Annotated in this window: 14 protein-coding genes; 12 read left to right on the top strand and 2 right to left on the bottom strand. The window is 72.6% G+C overall.

From position 1 onward, the window contains the following. Positions 1 to 432: 432 nt before the first annotated feature. Positions 433 to 1,272 carry a DUF2510 domain-containing protein gene (locus tag EV375_RS02790; RefSeq protein WP_486588685.1) on the top strand — a complete coding sequence of 280 codons (840 nt, stop codon included), beginning with the start codon at positions 433 to 435 and terminating at the stop codon, positions 1,270 to 1,272. 162 nt (positions 1,273 to 1,434) lie between these two features. Here EV375_RS02790 and EV375_RS02785 read toward each other — a convergent pair whose 3' ends face one another. Next, entirely contained in the window at positions 1,435 to 2,646 is a 1,212-nt protein-coding gene (locus EV375_RS02785) for an amino acid deaminase/aldolase (protein ID WP_486588240.1), read from the bottom strand. A gap of 765 nt (positions 2,647 to 3,411) precedes the next feature. Between EV375_RS02785 and EV375_RS02780 the strand changes: the two genes are divergently transcribed. The 4 genes from EV375_RS02780 (at position 3,412) to EV375_RS02765 (ending at position 7,227) form a co-directional block, all read left to right on the top strand. Further along, positions 3,412 to 4,197 carry a hypothetical protein gene (locus EV375_RS02780; protein WP_486588239.1) on the top strand — a complete coding sequence of 262 codons (786 nt, stop codon included), beginning with the start codon at positions 3,412 to 3,414 and terminating at the stop codon, positions 4,195 to 4,197. Beyond that, positions 4,194 to 5,426: a type VII secretion-associated serine protease mycosin gene (gene mycP / locus EV375_RS02775; RefSeq protein ID WP_165434666.1), complete on the top strand. Its 1,233-nt coding sequence runs from the start codon at positions 4,194 to 4,196 to the stop codon at positions 5,424 to 5,426. The genes EV375_RS02780 and mycP overlap by 4 nt, the downstream gene beginning before the upstream one ends. A 127-nt stretch (positions 5,427 to 5,553) precedes the next feature. Next, on the top strand, positions 5,554 to 6,318 hold the full coding sequence (locus EV375_RS02770; RefSeq protein ID WP_130298030.1) for an SseB family protein: 765 nt from the start codon (positions 5,554 to 5,556) through the stop codon (positions 6,316 to 6,318). 171 nt (positions 6,319 to 6,489) lie between these two features. Further along, positions 6,490 to 7,227 (top strand): MIP family channel protein, encoded by a 738-nt coding sequence (locus EV375_RS02765; protein ID WP_130298029.1) that lies wholly within the window; start codon positions 6,490 to 6,492, stop codon positions 7,225 to 7,227. A gap of 40 nt (positions 7,228 to 7,267) precedes the next feature. Here EV375_RS02765 and EV375_RS02760 read toward each other — a convergent pair whose 3' ends face one another. Beyond that, positions 7,268 to 7,657: a DUF1844 domain-containing protein gene (locus EV375_RS02760; protein ID WP_130298028.1), complete on the bottom strand. Its 390-nt coding sequence runs from the start codon at positions 7,655 to 7,657 to the stop codon at positions 7,268 to 7,270. A 287-nt stretch (positions 7,658 to 7,944) separates the two neighbouring features. Between EV375_RS02760 and infC the strand changes: the two genes are divergently transcribed. The 7 genes from infC to pheT all read left to right on the top strand — a co-directional run bounded on the left by infC (position 7,945) and on the right by pheT (position 15,731). Then, positions 7,945 to 8,607, top strand: a complete 663-nt coding sequence (gene infC / locus EV375_RS02755) for a translation initiation factor IF-3 (protein ID WP_074466978.1) — start codon at positions 7,945 to 7,947, stop codon at positions 8,605 to 8,607. Positions 8,608 to 8,725: 118 nt separating this feature from the next. Further along, positions 8,726 to 8,920 carry a 50S ribosomal protein L35 gene (gene rpmI, locus EV375_RS02750; RefSeq protein ID WP_130298027.1) on the top strand — a complete coding sequence of 65 codons (195 nt, stop codon included), beginning with the start codon at positions 8,726 to 8,728 and terminating at the stop codon, positions 8,918 to 8,920. A gap of 82 nt (positions 8,921 to 9,002) precedes the next feature. Beyond that, on the top strand, positions 9,003 to 9,386 hold the full coding sequence (gene rplT / locus EV375_RS02745) for a 50S ribosomal protein L20 (RefSeq protein WP_028436556.1): 384 nt from the start codon (positions 9,003 to 9,005) through the stop codon (positions 9,384 to 9,386). Positions 9,387 to 9,494: 108 nt separating this feature from the next. Then, on the top strand, positions 9,495 to 10,436 hold the full coding sequence (locus EV375_RS02740) for a TrmH family RNA methyltransferase (protein WP_130298026.1): 942 nt from the start codon (positions 9,495 to 9,497) through the stop codon (positions 10,434 to 10,436). Positions 10,437 to 10,647: 211 nt separating this feature from the next. Continuing rightward, the gene (locus EV375_RS02735) at positions 10,648 to 11,865 is read left to right on the top strand and encodes an ATP-binding protein (protein WP_130298025.1); all 1,218 of its coding nucleotides are present in this window, start codon (positions 10,648 to 10,650) and stop codon (positions 11,863 to 11,865) included. A 153-nt stretch (positions 11,866 to 12,018) separates the two neighbouring features. Continuing rightward, positions 12,019 to 13,170: a phenylalanine--tRNA ligase subunit alpha gene (gene pheS, locus EV375_RS02730; protein ID WP_055488350.1), complete on the top strand. Its 1,152-nt coding sequence runs from the start codon at positions 12,019 to 12,021 to the stop codon at positions 13,168 to 13,170. Further along, positions 13,170 to 15,731, top strand: a complete 2,562-nt coding sequence (gene pheT / locus EV375_RS02725) for a phenylalanine--tRNA ligase subunit beta (RefSeq protein ID WP_130298024.1) — start codon at positions 13,170 to 13,172, stop codon at positions 15,729 to 15,731. Before pheS ends, pheT begins: the two co-directional genes overlap by 1 nt. Positions 15,732 to 15,928: the final 197 nt, after the last annotated feature.

The raw sequence follows: 15,928 nt of genomic DNA, 5'->3' as shown, positions 1-15,928 counted from the left end.
CGCTCGGGTACCGCAGGCCCCGGATTGGAAGGTGGTCCCCGGTCACGCAGCCGCCATCCCCGTACTTCCGCCCTCCGAGGCGGATCAGCGGAACAAGAAGGCCGGCGCAGTCAGCCGGTAGATGGTGTTGAAAGCTCGGGGCCCGGGTGCCAGTTCGGCACCCGGGCCCCTCGACGCGTCCTGGCTACGCCCCAACGCATGCCAATCGGCGGGCCGGCCCGACTCTCACGCTCGGCCGGGCCACCCGAAGCACTCTCGGGCCAGGTCGAACCCTCAGCCACACCTGCGCAGGACGCCCGCGTCGCCGCAGTGAACAGCTACGGCGACGAGGCGGCATCCATCGCGACCAGCCACACCTCCACCGGGACATCCCAGGCCGGGCGGTGCCCGTGTGATTCGTACACACGTTGCCCTACAGTGCGATGCGTGAGCATGACGACGCCGCCCGGCTGGTATCCCGATCCCGACCCCGCGCACAGAGCCAACTCGCCCTCTGCGGAACGCTGGTGGGACGGCGTCTGCTGGACCGGGCAGACCCGCACCAAGGCGGCCGTGCGCGGCCCGCTCGTCGCGGGCATCGTCGGTGCGGCGGTGCTCGCCGCCGCCCTCGTCGTAAGTGTCGTTCTGGCCCTCGGCACCGGTCCGGGCTCCGGCCTCGCACGCGACGAGGCGGGAGCGGGTGAGTCCGAGAGCCCCGGCCCGCCCGACGACGACAGGGGCCCGCCGGGGGAGGACCCGGAAGCGCCGGGCTCACCGGACGGCGACGTTCCCGCCACAGGAGTCGACCTGCCGGTCCTGAAGGGCTGGGACCACGACCCCTTCGGGCCGATGGTCACCACCGGGGAGTACAAGTGCCCCGGAAGCAAGGAGGAGAGCTGCCTGCGCGGCTCGTCCGTCATCATCGTCGCGCCCGGCGGCACCTCCGGCGCCGAGGAGACCGCGAAGAGCGACATCGGGCGGTTCGCCGAGCTCGCCTACAGCAAGAGCACTTACGGCGGTATCACGTCGCACGAGGCGGTCGCCTCCGAGAAGACCTCGGTGGCCGGTCAGGATGCGTACCGGGTGCGCTGGAAGATCGTCAACCGCACCAAGCCTGACGCCTACGTCGAGTCCGTCGCCTTCCCGCACCCCGACGGATCGGGGGAGATGCTGCTGCTGCGCACCGGCTTCGACATTGCGAAGTCGGCTCCGCCGCTGAGCGACATGGACAAGCTGGCGGAAGGCGTCACCGAGGGCGACCCCGGAGAGGACAGTCGCGGCAAGGACGTCTGAGAAGCCCAGGGCCTGTCCGGCCCGCCGCCCGACAAGACCTCGGATCAGCACAGTTGAGGGTGCGTGCACGGCAGTCGGGGCGGTGCGTGAACGGCTTCACCGTGACCCGTGACGTGTGCCCCTCCGGTACCGCCGCGGCAACCTCCCGCTACGCCGCAGCCCTCAGAGGAACGTGTGCCCCTCGCCCCGGTACGTGCGGAAGCAGCCCGTGACCCGGTCGCCCTCGATCGCGTGCAGCGTGTCGAACCGCTCGCACAGCTCGCCCGCCTTGGCGTGCCGGAACCACACCCGGTCTCCCACCAGAAGGTCGTCGGCGGGCGGGCCGAGCAGCGGTGTCTGCACCTCGCCGGCTCCCTCCTGCCTGTCGTAGCGCAGTCCCTCCGGCAGGTAGGGCTGCGGCAGCCGGTCCGGACCGGGCGCCCCGGAGGCCGGATAGCCGCCGCCCAGGACCGTCACCACGCCCACGCCCGGCCTGCGTACGACCGGCAGGGCGAACAGCGCGGCAGGACGCCCCCTGAACGACGTGTAGTGGTCGAACAAGCGCGGCACGAACAGGCCCGAGCCCGCCGCGATCTCCGTGACGGCCTCCTCGGCCGCCGTGTGCTGCACGCTTCCCGTGCCGCCCCCGTTGACGAGTTCCAGGTCCGGGGCGACAACGCGCACCGCGCGCACCGCTGCCGCCCGTCGCGCCGCCAGCTCCCGTTTGGCCGCCGCCTGCATGAGCCGGACGCCGCGCGAGCGCGCCCAGTTGCCCGGTGCGGCGTCGCCGACCCCCGCGATGTGCCCCTCGTAGGCCATCAGTCCGGTGAGGCGGAAGCCCTTGCGGCGGGCGACCGAGCGGGCCAGCTCAGCGAGCCGCGCCGGGGAGTGCAGCGGAGAGCGGCGCGCACCGATCCGCACCCGGCCGCCCAAGAGCCGCAGGGAGGTGTCGAGTTCGAGACAGACCCGGACCTCCTGCGTGCCGCCGTCCCTCGCGGCGTCGATCAGATCCAGCTGGGCGGTGTCGTCCACCATCACGGTCACGGACCGGGCGAGCTTCGGGTCCGCGGCGAGTTCGGCGAAGCCGGAACGGTCCGCGGAGGGGTAGGCCAGCAGCACGTCGTCGATTCCGGAGCGCGCCAGCCACAGGGACTCGGCGAGCGTGAAGGACAGCACCCCGGCGAAGCCCTCCCGCGAGAGCACCCGCTCCAACAGGGCCCTGCAGCGAACGGACTTGCTGGCCACGCGGATCGGCTTGCCGCGCGCCCGGCGCACCAGGTCGGCGGCGTTCGCGTCGAACGCATCGAGGTCGACGACGGCCAGCGGCGGGTCCAGATGAGCCGTCGCACGGTCGTAGCGGGCGCGGTCGGCTGGGTCTGAGGTGGCGTCGGGCACTCGGGCAGCTTGCCAGAGCGAAGCCGTGCAGGACAGCCCTGCCATGTGCCCGACCGGGTTGCCGGGACCACCAGTTCGCCCCGTAGAGTGACGGCCGCACGCTGCCACGAGTCTGGACCAGCGGCGTGCTGTCCGATACGAACCGGCATGCCCCGAAAGGGATCGTGTGGGGTGGCACTGCGCGCGGGAGGGGTGCAGATGAGCACTGATGCCGACCGCACACCCCCGCCGGACCCTTCACCGGACTCATATCGCGGACGCCCCAAGGTCCCGCCGCAGCCCGCTTTTCCCCCGCGCCCCTCTGCCCCTCCGCGCTCCTCCGCCCCTCCGCGCCAGGGCGCGCCCGTGGAGCATTCCCAGAGAGACGAGCCCACCGCACACATGCCGCACGACACGGAATCGGACGCGTCCAGGCCCTCCGAACCGGAGGCCACGTCCGCCCCGTCAGACACCTCTGCCAACTCCCCGTCCGGCGCGCCGCGCCTTCCCCGTGCCGCGGCGATACCCCAGCCTCCGCCGCCCAAGGGGGAGCCGCTGGCCTTCGGGACGGCACGGCACACAATGCCTGCCTCCGACCTCGGCGGGCAGACCCGTGGCGCCGGCCCGGCGTCGGGCGAACACACCCGTGGCGGCGGCCTCTCCGCGCCGCTTCCCCCCGCGGGCGCCCTACCGTCCCAGCGTCCGCCGGGGTTTCCCGGGACGGCCGGGAATCCGATGCCGCCGCGGCCGCCCGGGGTCCCCGAATCCGGGCCCCCCACATGGCATTTGCGGCCCATCAGCGACAAGCCCGCCCACCACCGGCCCGCACCGCGAACCGTCGCCGCAGCCGTCTGCCTCGTCCTGGGTGTGGGGCTGCTGGGCGGAGCCGCGGCCGGTACGTTCCTCACCGACGATCCGGGCCAACAAGCCGCCACCGAGGGCTCGTTCGACGAGATGCGCGCCGCCTGGCACAACCATTCGGTCGACGAGCTCTTCCCCCGCGTCCTCGAGGGCAAGGGCGCCGGCCCCGGCGGAGCCGACCGCCGCTGGCTCCGCGTCGCCGTCGCCCCCGACGCCAACTGCCGTGAAGCGTTCGACCCGCTGCTGGCCAAGGCCCTCCGGCCCGTGGGCTGCAGCCGGCTCGTACGTGCCACGTACGCAGACGAGACGACCAGCTCCGTGACGACCGTCGGACTGCTCTTCACCCGCTCCGAGGGCGCGGGCATGCGGACGCTCCGCAAGCGGTTCGCCGTCGAGAACCTCAGCGAGCGCACCGATCTGATGCCCCGTCCGTACGGCTCACGCGGGACCGTCTCCGCCGACTTCGGGGATGCGCAGCGTGCCAGCTGGACGATACGGGTGCTCTCCGACGCTCCCGTCGTCGTCTACGCCGTCAGTGGTTTCGCGGACGGACGGATCGTCAGCGACCCGCAGGCCGCCGCGGAAGCGACCGAGAACGGTGAGACCTCCGCGGCCGCGCAGGCCGGACTCGGCCACGACGCCCAGGGCATCGCGGACCGCATCGAGCGCCGGCTGCGCAACGCGGCGGGGGAGAAAGAGGGCGACCAGTGAGGCAGACACGTCCCGCGCGAGGCCCGGTCCGGCGCAGCGGGCCGGCACGCCTGGCCGCCGCCGCGCTCGCGGCGGTACTCGGCGTGCTCCCGGCAGCCGGAAGCGCACAGGCGGCCGACGGGGAGGGCGTCCAGCGCCAGCAGTGGGGCCTGAAGGCCATCCACGCGACGGAGGCCTGGAAGAGCACCAAGGGCAAGGGCATCACCGTCGCTGTGCTGGACACAGGAGTCGACCCCGGCCATCCCGACCTGGACGGCAGCGTGCACAAGGGCCGCGACTTCATCCGCATGGGAGCCAAGAAGGGCGACCGCACGTGGGCCCGGCACGGCACCGCCATGGCCGGGATCATCGCCGGTCACGGCCACGGCAGGGGCGGCAAGCTCGGTGTCCTGGGCGTCGCACCGGAGGCGAAGATCCTTCCCGTCCGCGTCCTCCTCGAGGACAGCGACCCCAAGCGCAAGCGGGCCCGCAACGCCCGGGCCTCCGCGCTCGCCGACGGCATCCGCTGGGCCGCCGACAAGGGCGCGGACGTCATCAACCTCTCCCTCGGCGACGACAGCCGCTCCGCACATCCCGAGCCCCGTGAGGACGCCGCCGTGCGGTACGCGCAGCGCCGCGGCTCCGTCGTCGTGGCGTCCGCCGGCAACGGCGGCGAGGAGGGCGACCACGTCTCCTACCCGGCCGCGTATCCCGGTGTCATCGCTGTCACGGCCGTCGACCGTCGCGGGGCGCGGGCATCCTTCTCCACCCGCCGCTGGTACGCGACAGTCGCGGCCCCCGGCAAGGGGGTGCTGATCGCAGACCCCGACCGGCGCTACTACGAGGGCTGGGGCACCAGCGCCGCGTCGGCGTTCGTCTCCGGTGCCGTCGCGCTCGTACGGGCCGCGCACCCGGACCTCAGCCCCGCGCAGATCAAGGAACTGATCTCCGACACCGCCCGCCACACTCCGGAGGGCGGGCGCAGCGACGCACTGGGCACCGGCGTCGTCGACCCGGCGGCAGCCATCGAGATGGGTTCGAACATCAAGCCCCGCAAGCAGCAGCCCAGCCACCCCCCGTACCGGAGCGAGTTCTTCGGCACCGGCCCGGACGACGGGCCGAGCGCAGGCTGGCTGGCGACCATCGCCGCTGTGCTGGGGCTGCTGCTCATCGGCGGCGCGGTGGCCGTGCACAAGGGCGTGAACCTGGAGACGCTGCGCCGTATGGGCACGGGGTCCCCGGGACACTGAGCGGCGGAGGGCGGCCGGCGCTCCCCGAAGAGGGGGCGGCGGCCGCCGGGAGAGGGCGCCGCGCGCCGGGCGCCGGCCGCCGCCCCGGCGTGGGGGGCCGTGGCGGAGCGGAACTAAGCTGCCGTCCGTGGCACCGCTCAGGAACATCCCCGACCCCGGCTTCGCCGCCGACACCGGTTCGGCCGACCCGGCCCTCGCCGAGGCGCTCGCCGCCTGGCGGGCCGGCCCGGGGGAGCCGGGCGCCGAGGAGCGCGTGCTCGAAGCGCTCGCGGGGGCGCGGCTGCTGGTGCCCGTCGTCGCCGTGCTGGGCGGGAGCAGCGTCGACGAGTCCGGGCTGCGCCGCGAGAAGACGAGCGACATGGCCGTCCCCACCCTCACCGCTCCCGGCGGGCGCAGGGCCCTGCCCGCGTTCACGAGCACCGAGGCCCTGGCCCGCTGGAACGCGGAGGCACGGCCCGTGGCCGTACCGCTGCGGCAGGCGCTTCAGGCGCTCTCGCAGGAGCAGGCCGACACCCTCGTCCTGGACCTCGCCGGGCCCGTGACGTATCAGCTCACCGGTGCCGCGCTGCGAGCGCTCGCCGAGGGCCGCACCAGCACCGACCCCACCGCCGACCCGCAGGTCAAGGACGCATTGCGCGCCCTGCTCGTGGCCGAGCCCGACGTGACGGCCGCCCATCTCGCGCCCGGCGGCCCCGGCACCGGCGCCACCCTCGCGCTGACGCTCACCGCGGACGCCGCCGCCGACGCCACGAGGGCCACCGGGACCGTGCGGAGGCTGGCCGGTGCGCTCGCGTCCGACGAGACGCTGCGCTCACGTCTCGCCGGGGGACTGGAACTGGCGCTGCTCCCGCCCGGCAGCACCCTGCCCGAGGACGCTCTCCACCGGCACTGACGGCGCTGACGGTGTCGCCCCGTACATGGCGGCACGGAGGGGGCCCGAGCCCGGGAGACCGCCTCCGCCCCGCGTTGTCGTTGCCGTCCGGGCGCTTTCCACTCGACATGCGGGCCCGCCACAGCCGTCGGAGGATGGTGAAACGACCATTCCCGACGTGTCAGGAGTGCCATGTCGACCGAGACGGAGCTGCAGTCCACTGCGGCGGAATTCCTGGGAACCCTGGTCCTCGTGTTCTTCGCGGTGGGTGCCACGGTGCTGTCGGGTGAGTACATCGGCACGCTCGGCATCGCCCTCACGTTCGGGTTCACGCTGCTCGCCCTGGCCTACGTCTTCGGGCCGGTCTCCGGCGCCCATGTGAACCCCGCGGTCACCCTCGGGATGGTGGCGGCCAAGCGCATGGACCTGCCGACCGCGATCAGGTACTGGATCGCACAGATCGCCGGCGCCATCGCGGGCGCCGCGCTGCTCTTCCTGCTCGCCAAGCAGGTTCCCGGCCTTCAGACCAGCGGCAGCTTCGGCAGCAACGGCTTCGGTGACCGCTCCGCGGTCCAGCTCAACCTCGGGGGCGCGTTCCTGGCCGAACTGCTCATGACCGCCCTGCTCGTCTACGTCTACCTGTGCATGACCCACAAGGTGACGATCGCGGGCTTCGGCGGGATCCCCATCGGTCTCACGCTGGCCGTGGTCAGTCTGCTCGGCATCCCGCTGACGGGAGCCTCGGTCAATCCGGCCCGCAGCCTGGGCCCGGCCATCTTCGCCGGCGGTGCCGCGCTGACCCAGTTCTGGCTGTTCCTCGTGGCCCCGCTCGTGGGTGGTCTGCTCGCGGCTGTGGTGCACCGCATCACGCATCCGCCGGCCGGTGCGGAACTGCACAGGCACCTTCAGCCTTCGGGGTCCCCCCGCTGACCGGCCGCCACCGGCCGGACCGGCTACGTCCCCGTGCCCGTCAGCTGAAGACGGGGCCAGTGAACTTCTCGCCGGGCCCCTCCCCCGGCTCGTCGGGCACGGCTGACGCCTCGCGGAAGGCCAGTTGCAGCGACTTCAGACCGTCGCGCAGCGGCGCCGCATGGTACGAGCCGATCTCGGTGGCGCTCGCGGCGACGAGGCCGGCGAGGGAGTGGATGAGCTTGCGCGCCTCGTCCAGGTCGCGGTGGTGCTCGCCGCCCTCGGAGAGACCGAGGTTGACCGCGGCCGAGCTCATCAGGTGCACCGCGACAGTGGTGATGACCTCGACGGCCGGGACGTCCGCGATGTCGCGGGTCAGGCTGTCGAAGTCGGGAGCGCCGGCGGCCGGGCCGCCGTGCTCCGCGGGGCGGTTGGATTCGGTCTCGCTCATGCGTGCCACCCTAGGCCCCTGTGCCGGGGCGCCTCCCGCCCAGGTGACCCCGGTGGGGGCCTGCCGTGACCCCTGGTATGCTGGGATATCGACCGGCTGGAGAGTACGTGACTTCAGCCCGCAAGTGGAGGCTCCGAACTCCCACCTGGCGGCCCCCGGGGCCGCGGGTCAACGGTCAGGCTGCGCCCCGCGGTTCGCGCGTCGGTGCTCCAGGTCTTTGAGGAGCCACCGCCTGTGTCCGTCAGGGGCGTTTTCTGCGTCTCCGGCACGGTGGTCACAAAGACGACATCACTTGTGCGGCTGTCCGCCAGACCGCCGCGCCGTGTACCCGAGGAGGCCCCATCAGCGCCGAGCCCCGCATCAACGACCGGATTCGAGTCCCTGAGGTGCGACTCGTCGGTCCCAGTGGCGAGCAGGTCGGCATTGTGCCGCTTGCCAAGGCCCTGGAGCTCGCACAGGAATACGACCTCGACCTCGTCGAGGTGGCGGCGACAGCCCGTCCGCCGGTGTGCAAGCTCATGGACTACGGGAAGTTCAAGTACGAGTCGGCCATGAAGGCCCGTGAGGCGCGCAAGAACCAGGCGCACACGGTCATCAAGGAGATGAAGCTCCGGCCGAAGATCGATCCGCACGACTACGACACCAAGAAGGGTCACGTCGTCCGGTTCCTCAAGCAGGGTGACAAGGTCAAGATCACGATCATGTTCCGCGGACGCGAGCAGTCCCGCCCCGAGCTGGGCTTCCGGCTGCTCCAGCGGCTCGCGGACGACGTCGCCGACCTGGGCTTCGTGGAATCCAACCCGAAGCAGGACGGCCGCAACATGATCATGGTGCTCGGTCCGCACAAGAAGAAGACCGAGGCCATGGCCGAAGCCCGCGAGGCTCAGGCCGCCCGCAAGGCCGGCCGCCAGCAGGAGAGCAGCCCCGCCGAGGAGCCCGCCGAGGCGTGAGCCCTCCAGGGGCCTTCTGCCTCGGGACATCACCGGACAACCCGTAAGCGATCCACGGCGCCTTCGCCGCCGGCCCCGGCCGGGTGCGAGGCGTCACCGACGAGGAGTGAACGGCGACATGCCGAAGAACAAGACGCACAGCGGTGCCCGCAAGCGCTTCAAGATCACCGGTTCGGGCAAGGTGATGCGCCAGCGTGCGGGTCGCCGCCACTATCTCGAGCACAAGCCGTCCACGCTGACGCGCCGCCTCGCCGGCAACACGGAGATGGCCCCGGGCGACGCCAAGAAGGCCAAGAAGCTTCTCGGCAAGTAAGGCCGGTTCGACCGGGACCCAATCGATTCGGGCCGGGTGGTTCGTCCCACCAGACCGGCCCCGTGTACCAAGGAGTTATCAAGTGGCACGCGTCAAGCGGTCAGTCAACGCACACAAGAAGCGCCGCGCGATCCTGGAGCAGGCCAGCGGCTACCGCGGCCAGCGCTCGCGTCTGTACAGGAAGGCGAAGGAGCAGGTCACCCACTCCTACGTCTACAACTACAACGACCGCAAGCGGCGCAAGGGCGACTTCCGCCAGCTGTGGATCCAGCGCATCAACGCCGCTGCCCGGGCCAACGGCATCACCTACAACCGCTTCATCCAGGGTCTGAAGGCCGCCAACATCGAGGTGGACCGCAAGATCCTGGCCGACCTCGCGGTCAACGACGCGGGCGCCTTCACCGCTCTCGTCGAGGCGGCGCAGAAGGCCCTGCCGAGCGACGTCAACGCCCCGAAGGCAGCCTGAAGCACGCCGGACGTATGACGCACAGCAGCGGACCCGCGGGCAGCGATACCCGCGGGTCCGCTGCTGTGCGTGCCGCACGGTCACGAACCGGGAAGTGAGCAGCCGCCCATGGGCACCCCCGACCTGATCTCGCCGCGCTCCGCGCGCGTCGCCGCAGCGCGGCGTCTGGTGCGGCGCAACTTCCGCGCCAAGGACCGGCTTTTCCTCGCCGAGGGCCCGCAGGCCGTACGGGAAGCCGTCGCGCACCGGCCCGTCAGCACCGGTGCGGACGCGGGCAAGGACGCAGCGGGGGAGGCCCCGGCGGGGGAGGCCGCCGGCCCGACCCTGGTGGAGCTGTTCGCCACGCCCGAGGCGGCCGACCGCCATGCCGGAATCCTGCGCGAGGCCAGGGAGTCGGGTGTACGGGTCCATCTCGCCGAGCCGCAGACGCTGGACGGCATCGCCCAGACCGTCAGCCCGCAGGGCCTCGTCGGGGTCTGCCGTTTCGTCGACTCACCGCTGGAGGCGGTCCTCTCCGCCCGGCCGCGGCTCGTGGCCGTCCTCGCGCACGTACGCGATCCGGGGAACGCCGGCACCGTGCTGCGCTGTGCCGATGCCGCAGGGGCGGACGCCGTCGTCCTCACGGACGCCTCGGTCGACCTGTACAACCCGAAGACCGTACGGGCCTCCGCGGGTTCGCTGTTCCACCTGCCCGTCGCCGTCGGCGTTCCCGCCGAGAAGGCGGCGGGAGGGCTGCGTACCGCCGGGGTACGGCTGCTCGCTGCCGACGGCGCCGGCGAGCGGGACCTGGACGCGGAACTCGACGCGGGAACCATGAGCGGCCCCACCGGCTGGATCTTCGGGAACGAGGCGTGGGGTCTGCCCGAGGAGACCCGGGCCCTCGCGGACGAGGTGGTGCGGGTGCCGATCCATGGCCGCGCGGAGAGCCTCAATCTGGCGACCGCCGCGGCGGTGTGCCTGTACGCCTCGGCCCGTGCACAGCGCGGCGCCGCAGGGCGAGCGCCCGCCGCGGGCGGCATCCCGGAGCCGGAGCGCCGGGGGCAGCCGTAGGAGTCCTCGCGCAAGCGGGCCGCCAACGAGCCCGCGCCGGGCGGGCGTTGGACGGGTCCGTCCTCGGCGGCGGTGCGGCTTCCGCCCCACGTCGCGGGGAGGGACATCGTGGACGCCGCACTAGTAGGGTGGCCGGGCCCGGGGGGCGGAGCCAGTGGAGCAGTTGGGGCCGGTGGAGTCAGTGAGGCCAGATGAGGGGGGTGCAGCGGCGATGGAGGTGCGGACGCAGCGCACGCAGCAGCGCGGCGCCTCGTCCCCGTCGGCGGACACCTCCGCGGATCCGGCCGGCCGCACCGCTGAAGAACAGCACGCCCAGGCCGCCGGCAGCAGCGTCCCCGGCCCCGTCCCCGGTCCGGACCCGGGTACGGCGGCCGTCGCGCCCGGCGTGCACCCCGACGATCTGCCCGACGGGCTGGTGGTCGCCGACCGCGTGGGCCGGGTCGTCTGCTTCAACGCGGCCGCGGCCCGCATCACGGGACTCAGCCCCGCCGACGCCCTGGGCGGCACGCTCCAGCAGGCGCTGCCCCTCGAGGACATGGACGGCCGCCGCTGGTGGCAGCTGACCGACCCATACGGCGGCCTGGCCACCCGCACCGGCCAGCCCGAACGGAACCTGCTCCTGCCCGGCGGCCGCGAGGTGATGGTCGCCGCACGCTACGTGCGGGCCCGCCCGAAGGGTCCCGTGCAGCGGCTCGTGGTGACCCTCCGGGGGACGGAGGCGCGGCGGCGTGCGGAGCGCAGTCACGCCGAACTGATAGCGACGGTGGCGCATGAACTGCGCTCGCCCCTGACCTCCGTGAAGGGTTTCACCGCGACGCTGCTCGCCAAGTGGGAACGCTTCACCGATGACCAGAAGCGGCTGATGCTGGAGACCGTCGACGCCGACGCCAACCGCGTCACCAGGCTCATCGCCGAACTCCTGGACATCTCGCGCATCGACTCCGGACGGCTCGAGGTACGGCGCCAGCCGGTGGACATGGGCGCGGCCGTGCGGCGCCACGTCGAGGCACACATCGCAGCCGGACGCTCCGCGGACCGCTTCGTCACGCGCATCAGCGACTCTCTGCCCGGCCTGTGGGCGGACCCCGACAAGGTCGACCAGGTACTGGGCAATCTGCTGGAAAACGCGGTGCGGCACGGCGAGGGGACTGTCACCATCGAGGTGGCACCCGCACCGTTGCGCAGCGACGGAGAAGGAACGGCAGTCACCGTGAGCGACGAAGGCCCCGGCATCCCCGAGGAGTCGATGAGCCGCGTATTCACCCGCTTCTGGCGGGGGAGCAAGCGCGGCGGCACGGGCCTGGGCCTGTACATCGTCAAGGGCATCGTCGAGGCGCACGGCGGGACGATCACCGTGGACCGCTCGGTCGCCGGTGGTGCCCGGTTCCGATTTACCCTGCCCGTGGGCGCCCCGGCCTTCATGGCCTGAGCGGCGCGCACGGGCTTCTCCGCGGCCCGCGGGAGCGCGGCCCCTGCCTGTGATCGGCCGGTCACGGCCGTGTGCGGGGCCGCACGCCCGTCCATCTAGACTCGGCAGCTGGCACCGTTGCGCAGCCGGATCCAATCGGAAGTACGGGAAAAGATGTCCGCACCCAATAAGTCCTACGACCCCGTCGAGGTCGAGGCACTCAAACCGGAAGTCGTCGACCGGGCGAAGGACGAGGCGCTCTCCGCCATCGCCGCCGCCGGCGATCTCGAAGCGCTGCGAGAGGTGAAGGCCGCACACGCAGGCGACCGCTCCCCGCTGGCCCTCGCCAACCGCGAGATCGGGGCTCTCCCGCCGCACGCCAAGGCCGAGGCGGGCAAGCGCGTCGGCCAGGCACGCGGCGCCGTCGGCCAGGCGCTGAAGAAGCGGCAGGAGGAACTGGAGCGCGAGCGGGACGAGCGGGTCCTCGTCGAGGAGGCCGTGGACGTCACCCTGCCCCACGACCGCCTGCCCGAAGGCGCCCGCCATCCTCTGACGACGTTCAGCGAGCGCGTCGAGGACATCTTCGTCGCCATGGGGTACGAGGTCGCGGAAGGCCCCGAGGCCGAGGCGGAGTGGTTCAACTTCGACGCCCTCAACATCGCGCCCGACCACCCGGCGCGCACGATGCAGGACACCTTCTTCGTGCGTCCGGCCAAGGACGGCGGCGCGGAGGAGTCCGGCGGGCACGCCGCGGAGGACAGCGGCGTCGTGCTGCGCACGCACACCTCGCCCGTGCAGATCCGTACGCTGCTCGACCGCGAGCCCCCCGTCTACGTCATCTGCCCCGGCCGGGTCTTCCGCACCGACGAGCTGGACGCGACGCACACCCCCGTCTTCACGCAGGTCGAGCTGCTGGCCGTCGACGAGGGCCTGACCATGGCCGACCTGAAGGGCACCCTCGACCACATGGTGCGCGAACTGTTCGGCGAGGGCGTGCACACCCGCCTGCGGCCCAACTACTTCCCCTTCACCGAGCCGTCCGCAGAGATGGACATGGTCTGCTACCGCTGCCACGGCGAGTCCGTCGGCGACCCGGACCGCCCCTGCCGCACGTGTTCCAGCGAGGGCTGGATCGAGCTGGGCGGCTGCGGCATGGTCAATCCGCGTGTGCTGACGGCCTGCGGCGTGGACCCGGAGAAGTACAGCGGGTTCGCCTTCGGGTTCGGGATCGAGCGGATGCTGATGTTCCGCCACAACGTCGAGGACATGCGAGACATGGTCGAGGGTGACGTGCGCTTCACCAGGCCGTTCGGGATGGAGATCTGATGCGCGCCCCGCTTTCGTGGCTGCGAGAGTACGTAGAGCTGCCGGCAGGTGAGACCGGCCGGGACGTCGCGGCGAAACTGATCGCCGCCGGCCTCGAGGTCGAGACCGTGGACCGGCTCGGCGCCGGTCTCAAGGGGCCGCTCGTCGTCGGCAAGGTGCTCGCGATCGAGGAGCTCGCGGAGTTCAAGAAGCCGATCCGCTACTGCCAGGTCGACGTCGGCGACGCCGGGGGAGGGTCCGCCGAGCCGCAGAACATCATCTGCGGTGCGACCAACTTCGCCGTCGGCGACAAGGTCGTCGTCGCGCTGCCCGGAGCCGTGCTGCCCGGCGACTTCGCCATCAGCGCCCGCAAGACCTACGGCAGGGTCTCCGAGGGCATGATCTGCTCGGCCGCCGAGCTGGACATGGGCGAAGACCACTCGGGGATCATCGTCCTGCCGCCCGAGTACGAGCCGGGCGCCGACGCCGTCGAGCTGCTCGAACTCGTCGACGAGGTGCTGGACATCGCCGTCACCCCCGACCGCGGCTACTGCCTGTCCATGCGGGGCATCGCCCGCGAGACGGCGATCGCCTACGGGCAGCAGCTGCGCGACCCGGCGCTGCTGGACGTGCCCGCACCCAATGCGGACGGATTCCCCGTCAACGTCTCCGACCCGAAGGGCTGCGACCGCTTCGCGGCCCGCACCGTCACGGGGCTGCGGCCGGAAGCAACGTCCCCGCTGTGGCTCCGGCGGCGCCTTCAGAAGTCGGGCATGCGGCCCGTCTCCCTGCCCGTCGACATCACCAACTACGTGATGCTGGAGCTGGGTTCACCGCTGCACGCCTACGACCGCTCACGGTTGCAGGGCCCGATCACGGTCCGCCGTGCCGCGCCGGGCGAGCTGCTGACCACCCTCGACGGCACGAAGCGGAAGCTGGACGCCGAGGACCTTGTCATCGCCGACGACGCCGGGCCCATCGGCCTCGCCGGCGTGATGGGCGGCATCAACAGCGAGATCGCCGACCCCGAGCAGGACCCGCAGAGCGGCGAGTGGCGCGGCACGACCGAAGTCGTCGTGGAGGCCGCCCACTTCGACCCGGTCGCCGTGGCGCGCTCCAGCAGGCGGCACAAGATCTCTTCGGAGGCGTCCCGGCGCTTCGAACGCGGGGTCGACCCGGAGGCGGCCGCGGCCGCCGCGCAGCGCACCGTCGATCTGCTGGTGCTGCTGGCCGGAGGCAGCGCGGACCCCGGGGTCACCCAGTTCGTCACGCCGCACGGGCCGCACACCATCAAGATCCCCGTCACGCATCCGGGCCGGGTCGCCGGCGTCGAGTACGACCGCGAGACGGTCGTGCACCGTCTGCTCCAAGTGGGATGCGACGTGTACGGGCAGGACGAGCTCACCGTCACCGTGCCCTCCTGGCGCTCGGACCTGACCGACCCCAACGACCTGGCGGAGGAGGTCATCCGGCTGGAGGGCTACGAGAGCCTGCCCTCCACTCTGCCCAGGCCGCCCGCGGGGCGTGGTCTGACCGAAAGGCAGCGCCTGCACCGCCGGGTGGGGCGCGCACTGGCGGGCGCCGGCTACGTCGAAGCGCTCAACTACCCGTTCGTCGGGCCGGAGTCCTTCGACCAGCTCGGTCTCGCGGAGAACGACCCCCGCCGCCGTACGGTGACACTCGTCAACCCGCTCTCCGACGAGGAGCCGTCGCTGCGCACGACGCTGCTGCCGGGCCTCCTCGCGGCGCTGCGACGCAACGACGGCCGCGGCAGCCAGGGCAGCCACGGCGGCCTTGCCCTCTTCGAGACGGGCCTGGTCTTCCTGCCGACCGGAGACGAGTCGCGGGCGGAGCGGCTGCGCGTGGACGCGCGGCCCGCAGACGAGGAGATCGCCTCGCTGGACTCGGCGCTGCCGCGCCAGCCGCGGTACGCGGCGGCCGTGCTGGCCGGTCCCCGTGAACAGCCCGGCTGGTGGGGCGAGGGTCATCCGGCGGTCTGGGCGGACGCCGTCGAGGCCGCGCGGTCCGTGGCGCGCGCTGCGCGAGTCGAACTCACCGTCCGCAGCGCCCAGTTCGAGCCGTGGCACCCCGGCCGGTGCGCCGCGCTGCTCGTCGCCGACGACGACAGCGGCGAGAGGCTCGTGGGGCACGCGGGCGAACTGCATCCGCGGGTGGTCAAGACGCTCGGGCTGCCGCCCCGGTCCTGCGCGATGGAGCTCGACCTCGACGCGGTGGAGAAGGCGGGCGGTGCAGTCGTGCCGGCCCCGCGGATCTCCGGCTTCCCGGTGGCGACGCGGGACGTCGCGCTGGTCGTGGACGAGTCCGTGCCGGCGGCGCAGGTAGAGACCGCGCTGCGTGAGGGCGCTGGTGAACTCCTCGAAGCGGTGCGCCTGTTCGACGTCTTCACCGGCGAACAGCTCGGCAGCGGCAAGAAGTCCCTGGCGTACGCGCTGCGCTTCCGCGCGCGGGACCGCACGCTCACGGCGGAAGAGGCCTCGGCGGCACGCGATGCCGCGGTCGCCTCGGCCGTCGAAAGCACGGGCGCGAGCCTGCGCGGGGCGGAGACCCCGGCAGGGGCCTGACAGCACTTCGGCCCGGCCCCGGTTCCGCCCGGGCCGGGCCGAAGTGCGTCCGGGGGCGTTCTGCCTGCCCTGTGCCGGACGCGGCAGAGCGGGATCGCACAGCCAGCCGCCGACTCACTCAATCGTGTGAGTAATTCCGGACCTTGGTCGTTCCGGCCGCCGCTTCGGACACCATCGTGCTGGTCGCAGGGGGCTGG

Source organism: Streptomyces sp. CNZ301 (genome assembly GCF_004217425.1).
Note: the sequence above shows the minus strand (reverse complement) of the source record. Positions and strands in the feature narration are given on the sequence as shown.